Below are 13,298 nucleotides of genomic sequence, written 5' to 3'. Positions count from 1 at the left end.
TGGCCGGGATCGACCAAGGAACAGTGCACCATCCCTGTGGATTCCGGCCAAGAGCACGCCGGAATGACGGGAGTGCCGTTGCAGTGCCAGGTCAGTCGAGCTTGGTGACCGTCAGTGCGCCGTCGGAGTACTGGCCGCGCAGGCGCTTCTTGTCGTACTTGCCGACGGAGGTCTTGGGGACCTCCTCGATGAAGGTCCAGTACTCGGGCAGCTGCCACTTGGCGAACTTGCCGGCCAGGAATTCGCGCAGCTCTTCGGGTTTCGCCTGCGCATCAGCCGCCAGCACGACGGCGACCAGGGGACGTTCGTCCCACTTCTCGTCCGGGATGCCGATGACGGCGGCCTCGGCGACGGCCGGGTGGCCCACGACCGCGTTCTCCAGGTCCACCGAGGAGATCCATTCACCGCCGGACTTGATGACGTCCTTGGACCGGTCCACCAGGGTCAGATAGCCGTTGGGGCTGATCTTGCCGACATCACCGGTACGCAGCCAGCCGTCATGGAACTTGTCCGGATCCACCTGGGCCCCATCCGGGGAGTAGTAGGAGCCGGTGATCCAGGGACCGCGAACTTCCACCTCGCCCAGGGCTTTTCCGTCATTGGGCACCACATTGCCCTCGTCGTCGACCAGGCGCGCCTGCACGCCGGCCGGGAAACGGCCCTGGGTGTAACGGTAGGCCCAGCGCTCCTCGCCCTCGGATCCCTTGGGCGGGTGCGACACCGAGCCCAGCGGGGAGGTCTCGGTCATGCCCCACGCGTGCAGCAGCTTGACACCGTACTTCTCCTCGAAGGCGTGCATCATCGACGGCGGCAGCGCCGCGCCGCCGACCACGCAGCTGCGCAGGTGCGAAATGTCCTGCGGCGCAGCCTGCAACCCGGCCAGCACGCCGCCCCAGATGGTGGGGACGGCGGCGGCGAAGGTCGGCTTGACCGCGGCCATCATCTCCAGCAGCGGCTGCGGCTGCAGGAACCGGTCCGGCATGAGGATGTTCGCGCCGGACATGAGGGCGGCGTAGGGCAGACCCCAGGCGTTCGCGTGGAACAGCGGCACGATGGCCAGCACGATGTCCTCGTTGGAGAAACCCATGCCGCTCGGGGCGCAGACCTGTGCGGCGTGCAGCCAGTTGGAGCGGTGGGAGTAGACGACGCCCTTGGGGTCGCCGGTGGTGCCGGAGGTGTAGCACATGCCCGCCGCCGACCGCTCGTCGATGACCGGGAAGTCGAAGGTATCCGGTTGCGCGGCAAGCAATTCGGTGTACGAGTGCACCTGCACACCCTCGGGCGCGGTCAACGCGCTCGCATCGCCGTTGGCGACGATCACATGCCGCACCGTCTTCAGGTTGGGCAGGTACTGCGCGAACATCGGCAGCAACGTACCGTCCACGATCACGACCTGATCCTCGGCATGATTGGCCACATACACCAGCTGCTCGGGGAACAAGCGAATGTTCAGCGCGTGCAGCACCGCACCCATGGCGGGCACGGCCACATACGCGACCATGTGCTCATTGTTGTTCCACATGAAGGTGCCGACCCGGTCACCCTCACCGATGCCGAAGCCGCGCAGGGCGTTCGCCAGCCGCGCCGCGTCCGCGCCGATCTCGCGATAGGTCTGGGTGCGCACACCCTCGCCGGTCCAGGTCGACACGGTGCTGTCGCCCTGGAAGGTGGACGCGTACTTCAGCAGGGTGGCGAGCGAGAGCTGCTCGTCCTGCATGGTGCTCAACATCGGAATGCCTTTCCTCTCAACATATTCCGGAAGTATCAGCCGTGCCGGAGCACGGTCAGGGTGGCCATGAGCTTGTCGACCTTGGCCGAGCGGGCGAAGGTGGTGAGCGCCAGCAGCGGCGGAAGACGGCGGTGCGCAATGGATTTCGCGTAGGTGAATTCCTTGAGCCCGTCCGGACCGTGGATGCGGCCGAATCCGGAATCGCCCACGCCGCCGAACGGCAGCTCGGGCAGGGCGGCGAACAGGTAGACGAGGTTGACGCCGGTCATGCCGGAGCGAATGCGGCGCGCCAGTTCCTGCCCGCGTGCCTTGGCGAACACGGCCGCGCCGAGACCGTAGCGGGAGTTGTTGGCGAGGGCGACGGCCTCGTCCATATCGCGAACCTTGTTGACCGCCAGGGTCGGACCGAAGGTCTCCTCGGTCATGGCGATCGAATCCTCGGGGACCTCGACCAGGACGGTGGGCTGCACCAGTCGGTCACCGACCGCGCCGAGCCCGCCGACCAGCGCCCGCGCACCACGGCTCAGGGCATCGGCGATGTGGTCGGCGACCACGCGCGGCTGCGACGGCATGGTCATGGGGCCGATCTGCGCTTCCGGATCGTCGCCCGCGCGCATGGTCTTCGCCAGATCGGTGAGCCTGGTGACGAATTCGTCGTACACCCGCTCGTGCACGTACACCCGCTCGGTCCCGATGCACGCCTGCCCGGCATTCGAAAGCCCGCCCCACACAGCGGCTTCCGCGGCGGCATCCAGATCGGCGTCCGCGTCCACCAGTAGGACGTCCTTGCCGCCGGCCTCGATCAGAACCGGGGTGAGGGTCTCGGCGCACGCGGCCATGACCTTCTTGCCGGTATCGGTGGAGCCGGTGAAAGCGATCTTGTCGACGCCCGAACGGCACAGGGCCGCACCGGTTTCGCCGAGCCCGGTCACCAATTGCAGCACCGGATGCTCGGGCACCACCTGGGCGAAGGCATCCACCAGCCACTTACCGACACCGGGGGTGAACTCACTCGGCTTGAACACCACCGCGTTCCCGGCGGCCAGCGCGTAAGCAATGGACCCCATGGGCGTGAACACCGGGAAGTTCCACGGCCCGATCACACCGATCACGCCCAACGGCAGGTACTCCACCGATGCTCCGAGATCGGCCGCCATGAGCCCGGTGCGAACCTTCTTACGGCCCAGCACCTTCCGCGCATTCCCGGCCGCCCACGCCAGATGATCGAGCATCATGACGATTTCGAGCTGCGCATCGGAGGTCGGCTTACCGGTCTCCAGGTGCGAGAGGTCGGCGAGCTGCGCCATGCGACGGGCAATGACGCCGCGCCACTGCTTCAGCCGCTCGCCACGTTCCTCGAAGCTGAGCGCTCCCCACCACTGCGCGGCCTCCCGTGCGCGAGTGACGGTTTCGCTCACCTGCTCGGCGGTGAACACCGGATGGGTGCCGACCACGTCACCGCTCGCGGGGTTGAGCGAATCGAACGTCGCGGCGTCGGTGATGGTCACGGATACTCCCTGGCTGTCCTCGGTGCGGATGTCCTCGGTCTGCGATGTCATGCGCGGGCGCCTCGAATCAGGTCCGCGGCCTTCTCGCCCACCATGATCGTGGCGGCATTGGTGTTGCCACGCGGCACGACCGGCATGATCGAGGCGTCGGCCACGCGCAGGTTGTCGATGCCGCGCACGCGCAATTGCGGGTCCACGACGGCGTTTTCGCCGCTGCCCATCGAGCAGGTGGCCACCGGGTGGTAGAGGGTTTGGGTCCAGGCGCGGATGTGGTCGGCGAGGTCGTCGTCGCTGACGCCGTCGATTCGGCCGGGGAGGTAGGGCTGGTCGAGGTAACGGGAGAAGGAGGCGTCGCGGGCGATTTCGGAGACCCGCCGGGCACCGGCGATCACGGCCGCCATATCGATCGGATCCTCGAAGTAGGCGGGGTCCATCGACGGCTTCCAGGTGGGGTCGGCGGAACGCAGGCGCAGGCGGCCACGGCTGGCGACGTTCACCAGGGTCACACCGGCGGTGAACATCTGGCCCGCCGGTTCGCGGAAACCATTGTCGTAGAAGCCGGTCGGGGCCACGTGGATCTGGATGTCGGGGGCGGCGAGCCCGGCGCGGGAGGCGAAGAACGCGCCGCCCTCACCGACATTCGAGGAGAGCGGGCCGCGGCCGGTCAGCTTCCACTGCATGAGGCGGGCCGGGTTGGAGTAGTCGGTGAGGTCCGAGGTGCCCCTGGTGCGCCACAGGAACGGCGTGACGGGGTGGTCGTGCAGGTTCTCCCCCACCGGCAGGTCCACCACCGGGTCGATGCCGTGCTCGCGCAGGTGCGCGGCCGGGCCGATGCCCGAAAGCATCAGCAGCTGAGGGGAATTGATCGCGCCACCGGACAGGATGACCTCACCGTCGGCGTAGGCGATCAGTTCCTGGCCGCGCTGCCGGTAGGAAACCCCGACGGCGCGAGTGCCTTCCAGCACCACGCCGGTCGCCAGCGCGTAGGTGCGCACGGTCAGGTTGGGACGCCCCAGGGCCGGGCGCAGGTAGCCGTCGGCTGTCGACCAGCGTCGTCCGTTCTTGCAGGTCACCTGGTAGCGGCCCGCACCCTCCTGCTCGGCGCCGTTGAAGTCGTCATTGCGTTTCAGGCCGTGGGCGACGGCGGCGTCGATCCAGCCCTCGGTGAGCTCGTGGGTGTAGCGGCGGTCCTCCACGTGCAGCGGTCCGTCGCCGCCGTGGAATCGATCGCGCAGGCGCGTATTCGATTCGGCGCGAACGAAATACGGCAGGACGTCGTCGTAGCCCCAGCCGTCGGCGCCGAAATCGTCACGCCAGGAGTCGAAGTCGGCGCGATTGCCGCGAATGTAGATCATGGCGTTCATGGACGAGCAGCCGCCGAGCGCCTTCATGCGCGGCCAGAACGCCTTGCGGCCCGCCATGTGCTTCTGTTCGACGGTCTCGTAGTTCCAATCCCACTTGGTCTTGAACAGCTGCGGGAAGGCGGCGGGGATGCTGATCTCGTCGGCGTCGTCCGCGCCGCCGGCCTCGAGCAGCAGGACCGATATCGCGGGATCCTCCGTCAGCCGCGCGGCCAGCACGGCGCCGGCGCTCCCCGCTCCGACGATCACGTAGTCGAAGCGTGTCTGCTCGCTCAAGGTGCTCCTCACATCCTCCCCTGCGGACCGTGACGGCGGTCACGGTGGGTTGGGACCGAGGGTAAAGCGGCCGACCAGGAGATTCCCACGTCCGCGAGGGCCGCATTTTTGATATTTTTGGCCAGAGGGAATATCGAGACGACGAGGAGATCATGAGCGTCCTGACGGCGCTGCGCCCGCCGACCAGCGCCCTGCTGGTCACCCGGCTCGCCGCCGAACACGGGGTGACCGAGCAGGAATGCCTGCGCCACACCGGTTTACGCGGCGACGACCTGCGCCGGCCGGGCACCCTGGTGACCGGCGCACAGGAGATCGCCCTCATCACCAATGTGCTGCGCACCCTGCCCGACACCACCGGCTTCGGCATGGCGGCGGGCGTGCGCTACCACGCCACGGCGCACGGCATCTGGGGTTACGCACTGATCGCCAGCCAATCCATCCGGGATGCCATCGAGGTCGGGCTGCGGTTTCTGGACCTGTCCTACTCGTTCTGCCGCATCACCGCGGAGATCTCCGACAGCCAGCTGTCCCTGGTGATCGAACCCGCGGTGACCGATCCCCTGATCGCCCGCTTCGTGGCCGAACGCGATATCGGCGTCATCACCACCCTGCACCGCGATATCTCCGGCCCCGACGCCCGCCTGCACGCGGTGCGTCTCGCCTACCCCGAACCGGATCCGGACACCGCCCGCACGATTGCCGAAATCCTGTCCGTCACACCGAAATACGGCTGCGACGACTATGCGGCGGTCTTCGACCTGAGCGTGGTGGACGACCCGCTCCCGCTCGCGGATCCCTACACGGCCGAGCAGATCAACCGGCAGTGCCGCGAGCTCGCCGCGCAACGCCGCGCCCTCACCGGCACGGCGGGCCAGGTCCGCGACGTCCTGTTCACCCAGCCGCGCGGCCCCCTCACCGAACCCGAAGTGGCCGCCGCCCTGCATCTTTCGACGCGGTCCCTGCGCCGTCGGCTGGCCGCCGAAGGCCACTCCTACCGCTCCCTGCTGGACGAGGTGCGCAATACCCTGGCCTGCGAACTGCTCTCCGGCACCGACCTCCCCACGGCCACCATCGCCGACCGCCTCGGCTACTCCGAATCCGCCAGCTTCACCCGCGCCTTCCAACGCTGGAACGGGTTGTCCCCCTTGCGGTGGCGCAAAGCGCAGCGGGAGGCGCTCACCAGCCAGTGATGGAGCGCCCGCCGCCGGGTTCGCCTTACGCCTGGACTTCGCTGCGGTCGCCGCTCCACAGGGTGTGGTACTTGCCCTCGGCGTCGATGCGCTCGTAGGTGTGCGCGCCGAAGAAGTCACGCTGGCCCTGGGTCAAGGCCGCCGGGAGGCGTTCGGCGCGCAGGGCGTCGTAGTAGGACAGCGAGGAGGCGAAGGCGGGCACCGGGATGCCGAGCAGGGTGGCGGTGGAGACCACGCGACGCCAGGAGTCGATGGCGGTCTCGATGGCTTCGCGGAAGTACGGGGCCAGGATCAGGCTCGGCAGTTCCGGGTTGGCCTCGTACGCCTCCTTGATGCGGTTGAGGAAGCGGGCGCGGATGATGCAGCCACCGCGCCAGATGGTGGCCAGGTCACCGGGGTGCAGGTTCCAGTCGTATTCGGCGCTGCCCGCGGCGATCTGGTCGAAACCCTGCGCGTAGGCGACGATCTTCGACGCGTAGAGCGCCTGGCGGATGTCCTCGGTGAATTGCGCCACGTCCGTGGGCTTTTCGGCCAGTGTGCCCGACGCCAGCCCCTGCGCGGCCTTGCGCTGCGCCCGCGAACCCGACAGGGCGCGAGCGAACACGGCCTCGGCGATACCGGTGACCGGAATGCCCAGATCCAGCGCGGACTTGACCGTCCAGCGGCCGGTGCCCTTCTGCTCGGCGGCATCGACGATCACGTCCACGAGCGGCTTGCCGGTTTTGGCGTCGACCTGGTTGAGCACCTCGGCGGTGATCTCCACCAGGTAGGACTCCAGATCACCGGAGTTCCAGTCGGTGAACACGTCCGCGATCTGCTTGGCGTCGAAGCCCAGCGCGTCGCGGAACAGGTTGTAGGCCTCGCCGATGAGCTGCATGTCGGCGTACTCGATGCCGTTGTGCACCATCTTCACGAAGTGGCCCGAACCGTCCGGGCCGATGTGGGTGCAGCAGGGGGTGCCGTCGACCTGCGCCGCAATGGATTCCAGCAGCGGGCCCAGCGACTCGTAGGACTCCTTCGGGCCGCCCGGCATGATGGCGGGGCCGTTGAGCGCGCCCTCCTCGCCACCGGAGATGCCCGCGCCGACGAAGTTCAGCCCGCGCGCGGCCATGGCCTTCTCGCGGCGGATCGTGTCGGTGTAGAGCGCGTTGCCGCCGTCGATGATGATGTCGCCGGGCTCCATGGCATCGGCGAGCTCCTCGATGACCGCGTCGGTGGCCTCGCCCGCCTTCACCATGATCAGCACGCGGCGCGGCTTCTCCAGCGCCGCCACGAACTCCTCGACGGTTTCGGTGCGCACGAAATCGCCGTCGCCGCCGTGCTCCGCGAGCAGCGCGTCGGTCTTGGCGACACTGCGATTGTGGAGGGCGACGGTGTACCCGTGCCGCGCGAAGTTCCGGGCGATATTGCTACCCATGACCGCCAGGCCGGTGACACCGATCTGCGCGCGGGCTTCCGAGGTCGCCATGAAAGAGCTCTCCATTCGACAGGTGAAAGGGTGCCGCACAATCCTGCGGCGGCGGCATCCCGGAAGGCTTCCATGACGCCAGCCCTGTTCTACCCTCTCAGGTCGGCAACCGGAACACACACCCAGCCCCGGCGGGCTGATCCCGGCGCTTGCTTCCACACCCGCCGTGCGCAGGTCAGGCGGCGGGGTAGCAGTCGTAGCTCTCCTGGCGCGTAATCCGGCCCGCCTCGTCGTAGGTGAGGAACATGGCCACGTCCGCCCACATTTCCGCGCCCTCCTCGTATCCGCCGAGCGGCCGGGCCAGGATGCCCGACCATCGAAGCTGGAGGGCCACACGGTTTTCCACGGTCATGAGCTGGGCCACGTCGTAGCGCTGGGTGACGAACAGATCCACGCCGGCGAGCGAGGCCTCGAGCATCGCGTCGAGGTAGCGCGTTCGCCCGGCCGGGACGACCCGGCTGGGGTGTTCGACCTGCACGGCGTCGGGGTGGAAGTAGGGGCGCAACTGTTCGCCGGTAGCGCCGTTCTCGAGTGCTGTCAGCAGGTCGCGGGTTCTGGTTTCGAGATGCATACCCACAACTATAGTTGTGCAACTATAGTTGTGGGTATGGGTGATCCGACCTTGGCCGAACTCGACATTCCGACGCTGGTCATGCTGACCGGCGAAGCCGTGCGGGCGCAGGTGACCGAGCGCGTGCACGCGGCGGGCTTCGCCGACATCCGCCCGGCGCACGGGTTCGTCTTCCAGCACCTGATCGACCGCAGCCCCACCGTCAGCGAGCTCGCCCGGCACCTCGGCATCACCCAGCAGGGCGCCTCGAAACTGGTGGTCGAACTGGAAACCCTCGGCTACGTCAGCCGCGAGAACGACCCCTCCGACAGCAGAGTCCGGCGCATCACCCTCACCGATCGCGGCACGGCCTGCATCGCGACCGCCCGCGAAGTCCGCGCGGAATACCAAGCAGCCCTTGCGAAGACACTCGGAAAGTCCGGCCTCACCGCGCTCACCACCGGCCTCGCCGCCTTCGCCGACCGGCTCGGCCTCGCCGAATCGGTACGCGGGCGGCAGGTGAAACTCCCCGCACACGAACGCTGACCCGGACTGCACCCACACCGAGATCACGAGGAGAATAAGCACGTGCGGCGAATGGGCTTGGGGCGCAGCGGCGGCTGGTGGGGACTGGCCGCGGGGATCGTGCTGCTGGGCATTCTGGAAGCGGCCGTGCTGCATTTCCTCGCGCGAGCCCTCCTTCCGCACCCGGCAGCCCTCGTCGTCGATGTCGTGGCAGGCAGCCTCACCCTGCTGCTGGTGGCGGCCTTCCTGTCCCCGCTGTGGGGTAGCTACCGCCTCACCCCGCGGGTGCTCCGGCTGCGCTTCGGATGGCTTGCCGCCGTGGACATTCCACTGTCAGCCATTGCCGACATCCGCCCGCACCGCGCCGACCCCCGGCGCCCGGCCGAGCTGGGACTGGATTTCGACCACGACTCCGGGCTGCTCTCGGTGATCCGCTCACCGTCCGCACCGCTCGTGCGCATCGAGCTGAATACCGAGGTCGAGGCGCGCACACAGGGCTGGAAGCGGGTGCGTGCCCGGGCGATCCTGGCGAGCGCCGACAATGCGGACAGCCTGTGCGAAGCGGTCACCGAGGCACGAAACCGGCCCTGACAAGATCTGGACATATCGGACGAAGCCCGTGAAGTCCGTGTCGTACCAGCTCATTCCCGGAACTGTTGCAGAAAATTCGCTATGGTCGGGGCCAATCAGCGCCCGCAGCGCGCGGAGAACAGCTACCACCTTGAAACCGTCCGATCAAGGAGTGTGGGGCTCGATGGTTCGAACTGCGAAGCCATTCCGGACAATATGCTCGGCCGCGACGGCGGCCGTAGCGGTGACGGCAGGAATCCTGTGGTCACCCGGCACCTCACCCGCGAGCGCGGCGCCCGGCTGCCCCGACCTCGATGTGGTGGCCGTCCCCGGAACCTGGGAAACCTCCCGTGAAGAACCCGGACAGGGCATGCTCTCGCTCGTCACGCGCGGCCTGCCCGGGACCGTGCAGACCGATTACGTCACCTACGCCGCCACCGCCCTGCCCTGGGAGGGCGAGGTTTACGGGCAGTCCAAGCGGGAGGCCGTCAACAATGCGCGCAGCCTGGTCGCCGAGATGGCGGCCCGCTGTCCCGCAACACGTTTCGCCCTGATCGGCTACAGCCAGGGCGCGGACGCCGCCGGTGATCTGGCGGCCGAGATCGGCACCGGGCTCGGGGTCGTCCCGCCCGATCGAGTGGCCGCGGTCGGGCTGCTCTCCGATCCGCGCCGCTCCCCCACCGACGCCCTCATCGGCCCGCCCGTGCCCGGCGCGGGAGCGGGCGGGGCGCGCATCGGCGGCTTCGGCTGGCTGAGCCACAAGGTGCGCACCTTCTGCGCCGGCGGCGACCTGTACTGCTCGGTGCCCAGCACCGACCTCGCCGGGCGGTTCGCCGGATTCCTCACCCAGCTGTCCGCGCCGGATCCGTTCCAGGTGGTCAACTACGCGGTGACCCTGCAATCGATTCTGAGTGAGGCGCTGGTCCCCGGCGTGGCGGCCATTCTGGCGGCCCCGGCCGACGACCCGGCGGGCGAGCAGTGGATGCGGCAGGTGCAGGAATTCCTGGTTTCCGGTGCGCACCAGTCGTATCCGCACTACGTGGTGGACGCCAACGGCACCGCCGCCACCACCTGGCTGCACAACTGGCTGGCCGATATCGCGGCCGAACGCTAGGCGCGCAGATCCTCGATCCGCTGCCGCAGATGATCCAGCAATTTGTCCGGATCATCGAAATCGGCGGGATCGATGGGCGTGCCGAAATGCACGGTCACCTGCTGGCGGCGGTCGAAAGCCGGGCCGTCGCCGCGCAGGCGCCGCATGGGCAGCACGCGATCGGTGCCGGTGGTGCCGACCGGAATGATCGGAACCCCGGTCGCCAGCGCCAATTTCGCCACGCCCGGCTTGTACGGCTCATTCTCGCAGGGCGCGACCAGACGCCCCTCCGGATAGATGATGAGCACCCCGCCGTGCCGCAGAATCTGCTCGGCCTGCGCCATGGCGTCCTGCCCGGATTCACTGTCGCGCCGCACCACCGGGATCTGGCCGAGCCGCCGCACCAGCCAGCCCACCACCGGCCACGACCACAACTCCGCCATGGCGATGGCGACCGCACGCCGCCGCAACGCACCCCACAGGAACACCGCGTCCAGCATCGAGATGTGATTGCTCGCCACGATCACCGGACCGGTCTCCGGCACCAGCTCCCGCCCGATCACCGTGACCCGCACGAAGTTCGACCACGCCAGCGTGCGCAGAATGCGCCGCACGAACTGCGTGGTCAGCCAGGCTCGCTTACCGAGCCCCTTCGGTCGTCGCGCCGGATTCTCGCTCATGTCTTCAGCTTGCCGATCTTGATGGTCACAGTCGAGCCGGGAGTGATCGCGGTGCCATCCGCCGGTGACTGACCGGTGATCAACCCTTCCTGCGCCGCATCGGTGACCGTCACCTCGGTCTGCTGGAACGAACCCGTCCAGCCGAGCTCCTTCAGTGCCGCTTTCGCCTGGGCCACATCGAGTCCGACGAGATTCGGCACGGTGATGTCGGTGGTGGTCTGCTTCCCAGTGGAGACCGTGACCGTGACCGTGGATTTGGCCTTGACCTCGGTACCGGCGGCGGGATCGGTAGCCAGCACCGTGCCCGCGGCGCTGCTGTCCTCCTGCTCGACCTTGGTCACCGTGAACCCGGCCTGCTCGAGGGCCGACTTCGCCTCGGTGTACGTGCCGCCCACGACATTCGGCACAGTCACGGGTTTCGGCTTCGGTTCGGTCGTCGTCGTGGTCGTGGTGGTCGGCGGTGTGGTGGAGGTCGTGGTCGGCTGGGCGGTCGTGGGTGCCGTGGTCTCCACCACCGACGTCACCGGATCGGTGGTGGTCGGGTCCGTTGTGGTCGCCACGGTCGTGGTCGGACTCGCTCCGCCGCCCTGCGAGCCCTCCCGGGACTGGATGTAGGCGAAGGACGCCAGCACCACGATCCCGGCCAGCGCCAGCAGAATCCACGCCCGGACGCCGCCCCGGGGATCGGCGGGCCGGCCGGGTTCCGGAGGGAGCACCGGATAACCTCCGGTCCCGCGATCCGGCGCAGGGTATTCGGGTTCGGCCGGCAGGATCCTGGTCGGTGGCGGCGTGGGCGGACCATGCTGTTCATTCCGCATAGGCTGCGGCGCATTTCGTGATGACGGCCCCTGCGCCTGGTTCGCGGGCGGCCGGACAGGGGTGTGGGGCGGCATCCGGAATGTGGTGTTCGCTCGCGTCGGAAGACCGGTATTCGCCCGTGGCCGCCGACGGGTGCGGATCGTGATTTGCGGACGGACGTGGACCGGAGTGGCCTGCCTCGGCACCCGGTGGTGCCGTCCCACCAGTCGATTGCGGCCGCGGGCCGGTCGTCGCCGGCGGTGTCGCCCCGGAAATCGGTTGCGGCGGCGGGCCGGTCGTCACGGGCGGTGTCGCCCCGGCAGTCGGCTGTGGCCGTGGGCCGGTCGTCACCGGAGGTTTCGCGCCAGCAGTCGGCTGTGGCCGTGGCCCGGTCGTCACCTGCGGTCTGGCGCCGGTATTTCCGGGCGGGCGCGGCCCGGTGTGCAGTGGTGGGCGGGCTGAGGTGCCGTTCTGGGGCCTCGGTCCGCCGGGTATCGGGGTCCGCGCGTTCGCGGCGCGGTCCTGATCGGTTGTCACATTCCATCGGGTGGACGAGCCGCCCTGGGCACTGCCGCCGGCTTCGCGAGTCGTGCCCTGCGGCATCGGGTTCGGCGGACCCTGCCGCAGCGTCTGCGCCGCCGCCCACGCGAACTGGGAGCAGGTCTGGAATCGGCTCTCCGGGTCCTTGGCCATGGCGCGCGCCACGACCTCGTCCAAACCCTGTGGGAGCGTGGGGTTCTGCTCGCTCGGCTTGGGAATCGGCTTGTAGGCGTGGCCGTAGACGATCTGGCCCACGTCCTCGCCCGGGTAGGGCGGGCGGCCGGTCAGCATGTGGAAGAACGTGCAGCCCAGCGAGTACACGTCGGCGCGATGATCGGCATCGTCGGGCCGCGTCAGCCGTTCCGGCGCGACATATTGGAAGCTGGCCATCACCTCCCCTTTGCGGGTGAGCTGGTGGCTCTCGTCCAGGGCCTTGGCGATGCCGAAGTCGGTGAGCAGCACGCGTTCTCCGCGCCGCTGGGTGAGCAGGATGTTGGCGGGCTTCACATCGCGGTGCAGGATTCCGGTCTCGTGTGCGTGGTCGAGCGCGCCCGCGGTCTCGGTGATGATGCGGACCGCCCGCGCCGGATTCATGGCCCCCTGTTTCAACGCCGACGCGACATCGCTGCCGTCGACGAAAGTCATGGAGATCCACAGCTGCCCGGCGTCCTCGCCGCGCGCGTACACCGTGACGATGTTCGGATGTTCCAGCCGGGCAACCGAATCCGCCTCGCGCCGGAATCGCGCCTTGTGCTCCGGATCCACATCCTCGGCGGCCTTGAGCAGTTTCAATGCCACGAACCGCGGCAGGTCCCGGTCGCGCGCCTGATACACGGCGCCCATTCCGCCCGCGCCGAGCCGCCGCAGTATCTGGTAGCCGGCGAAGGATTCGCCCGGCTGCAATGTACTACCCACCCGACTTCCCCCTCGGCGGCGTAACCCTGGTCGCAGTATGCGACCCGACCGGCGCTACCGCCAGTGCATTCGCATCAGAACATCGCCCGGCGGCT

The 13,298-nt window shown here is 68.5% G+C and carries 12 protein-coding genes; 4 read left to right on the top strand and 8 right to left on the bottom strand.

The window, feature by feature from the left end; genetic code table 11:
- Positions 1-91: 91 nt before the first annotated feature.
- From H0264_RS15310 to H0264_RS15300, 3 genes are read right to left on the bottom strand one after another with little or no spacing between them, the layout of a single operon-like run.
- Positions 92-1,729: a long-chain fatty acid--CoA ligase gene (locus H0264_RS15310; protein WP_181584578.1), complete on the bottom strand. Its 1,638-nt coding sequence runs from the start codon at positions 1,727-1,729 to the stop codon at positions 92-94.
- A 35-nt stretch (positions 1,730-1,764) separates the two neighbouring features.
- Positions 1,765-3,288 carry an aldehyde dehydrogenase family protein gene (locus H0264_RS15305; protein WP_181584577.1) on the bottom strand — a complete coding sequence of 508 codons (1,524 nt, stop codon included), beginning with the start codon at positions 3,286-3,288 and terminating at the stop codon, positions 1,765-1,767.
- A complete protein-coding gene (locus H0264_RS15300; protein ID WP_181584576.1) occupies positions 3,285-4,874 on the bottom strand; it encodes a GMC family oxidoreductase in 1,590 nt (529 codons plus the stop codon). The genes H0264_RS15305 and H0264_RS15300 overlap by 4 nt, the downstream gene beginning before the upstream one ends.
- 152 nt (positions 4,875-5,026) lie before the next feature.
- On the opposite strand from H0264_RS15300, the gene H0264_RS15295 reads away from it, so the two are divergent.
- A complete protein-coding gene (locus H0264_RS15295) occupies positions 5,027-6,064 on the top strand; it encodes an AraC family transcriptional regulator (protein ID WP_181584575.1) in 1,038 nt (345 codons plus the stop codon).
- A 25-nt stretch (positions 6,065-6,089) separates the two neighbouring features.
- Here H0264_RS15295 and gndA read toward each other — a convergent pair whose 3' ends face one another.
- Positions 6,090-7,532 carry an NADP-dependent phosphogluconate dehydrogenase gene (gene gndA / locus H0264_RS15290; RefSeq protein ID WP_181584574.1) on the bottom strand — a complete coding sequence of 481 codons (1,443 nt, stop codon included), beginning with the start codon at positions 7,530-7,532 and terminating at the stop codon, positions 6,090-6,092.
- 175 nt (positions 7,533-7,707) lie between these two features.
- A complete protein-coding gene (locus H0264_RS15285; RefSeq protein ID WP_181584573.1) occupies positions 7,708-8,103 on the bottom strand; it encodes a nuclear transport factor 2 family protein in 396 nt (131 codons plus the stop codon).
- Between the two features lie 36 nt (positions 8,104-8,139).
- On the opposite strand from H0264_RS15285, the gene H0264_RS15280 reads away from it, so the two are divergent.
- From H0264_RS15280 to H0264_RS15270, 3 genes are all read left to right on the top strand, one after another.
- A complete protein-coding gene (locus H0264_RS15280; protein ID WP_181584572.1) occupies positions 8,140-8,628 on the top strand; it encodes a MarR family winged helix-turn-helix transcriptional regulator in 489 nt (162 codons plus the stop codon).
- A gap of 42 nt (positions 8,629-8,670) precedes the next feature.
- Positions 8,671-9,198, top strand: a complete 528-nt coding sequence (locus H0264_RS15275; protein ID WP_181584571.1) for a hypothetical protein — start codon at positions 8,671-8,673, stop codon at positions 9,196-9,198.
- 163 nt (positions 9,199-9,361) lie between these two features.
- Positions 9,362-10,291, top strand: a complete 930-nt coding sequence (locus tag H0264_RS15270; protein ID WP_181584570.1) for a cutinase family protein — start codon at positions 9,362-9,364, stop codon at positions 10,289-10,291.
- Here H0264_RS15270 and H0264_RS15265 read toward each other — a convergent pair.
- From H0264_RS15265 to H0264_RS15255, 3 genes are all read right to left on the bottom strand, one after another.
- On the bottom strand, positions 10,288-10,950 hold the full coding sequence (locus tag H0264_RS15265) for a lysophospholipid acyltransferase family protein (protein WP_181584569.1): 663 nt from the start codon (positions 10,948-10,950) through the stop codon (positions 10,288-10,290). The genes H0264_RS15270 and H0264_RS15265 overlap by 4 nt on opposite strands.
- Positions 10,947-11,666 carry a PASTA domain-containing protein gene (locus tag H0264_RS15260; RefSeq protein WP_181584568.1) on the bottom strand — a complete coding sequence of 240 codons (720 nt, stop codon included), beginning with the start codon at positions 11,664-11,666 and terminating at the stop codon, positions 10,947-10,949. Before H0264_RS15260 ends, H0264_RS15265 begins: the two co-directional genes overlap by 4 nt.
- A gap of 91 nt (positions 11,667-11,757) precedes the next feature.
- Entirely contained in the window at positions 11,758-13,203 is a 1,446-nt protein-coding gene (locus H0264_RS15255; RefSeq protein WP_181584567.1) for a serine/threonine-protein kinase, read from the bottom strand.
- Positions 13,204-13,298 lie beyond the last annotated feature (95 nt).

The organism is Nocardia huaxiensis, assembly GCF_013744875.1.
In the GTDB taxonomy this organism is placed as follows: domain Bacteria; phylum Actinomycetota; class Actinomycetes; order Mycobacteriales; family Mycobacteriaceae; genus Nocardia; species Nocardia huaxiensis.
The sequence above is the reverse complement of the archived record's forward strand: the minus strand, read 5'-3'. Positions and strand labels throughout refer to the sequence as shown.